Origin of the sequence: Oceanimonas baumannii, from assembly GCF_002245495.1 — a bacterium.
GTDB lineage: Bacteria > Pseudomonadota > Gammaproteobacteria > Enterobacterales > Aeromonadaceae > Oceanimonas > Oceanimonas baumannii.
The window spans coordinates 1-1048 of the sequence record NZ_NQJF01000062.1; the positions used below are offsets into that span (position 1 = coordinate 1).

Genomic DNA, 1048 nt, shown 5'->3' on the forward strand with positions numbered 1-1048 from the left:
CAGAAGCTGCAAGTGAAGATTGGTAGAAAAAAGCCAAAAAAAAGCGTCTAAATTGTCTCTATGAATCGAGACAATAGCGATCCGCCAGTAGCTAAGGCATTATTCCAACGTCAGCATAACTGGGAGCAAGATAGCCATGGAGTCACCTTACTTTTTCAGCAAAATCGAGAATGAAGCGATAGATGCGCAAATTCTCGATGTCTTTTGCAGCATGGCTGAAGCCAGAGAGCAGCAAACTTACGTTATACAGAAGCCGCTGTTTGAGGAAGGAGAAGAGTACGCTCATGATGAGTACTTAGTCTATCTTTCTCCCAAGAAAAAAATATTGATTTTCGACTTTTCCGGCGACAAAACGCTAGCCTCGGAGCTCAAACAAGAGTTTATAGAGGACTTGATAGCTTTTACAAAGAAATTCAAATATAACAAAATAATGGGCAGAAGTTCTGCTTGGCGTGATTTGGTGGAGACCGTAGAGGTAGGTCAGGCTCAGTTAAGTCAGCCAGCGTTGATGGATATCGTTGATAACCACGTGCTTACTGATCCTCAAGAAATAAAAAAATCAGATCTACTCATATCGCTACTTACTGGCAGTATTAATGATATAGAAAAAGTCAAAGCTGATATCCCCGTCAGCAATCTGGATAAAGTCAAGCAAAAAATCATGCTGTTTGATAGGGATCAAACTCGTTTTATTTATAGCAAACCGGACAAAAAGATTATTAGGATCCAAGGGCTTTCTGGCACGGGCAAAACTGAACTCTTACTTCACAAGCTTAAAGAAATTTATGTTAAAGATCTGAGCGGGACGATTTTTTTCACGTGCAACAGTAAGATTTTAGCGAGCAGCTTAAGGTCCAGAATTCCAGCTTTCTTTAATTTCATGAAGGTCGATGAGCAAATTGAGTGGCAGAAAAGGCTCTGGTGCACGCACGCTTGGGGGTCGGAGGGAGCTGCTAACTCCGGTATGTATGCGTACATCTGCGCGAAGTATGATGTTCCTTTCTATAACTTTCAGCAGGCCTCTGATTTAGAGGAAGCTGCTCGAAGA

1 protein-coding gene is annotated in these 1048 nt (G+C 41.8%); it reads left to right on the forward strand.

Annotated features, from left to right (window positions below):
* Positions 1-136: 136 nt before the first annotated feature.
* The coding region (locus B6S09_RS18185; RefSeq protein ID WP_280522719.1) for a DEAD/DEAH box helicase at positions 137-1048 on the forward strand (912 nt) is incomplete at its 3' end.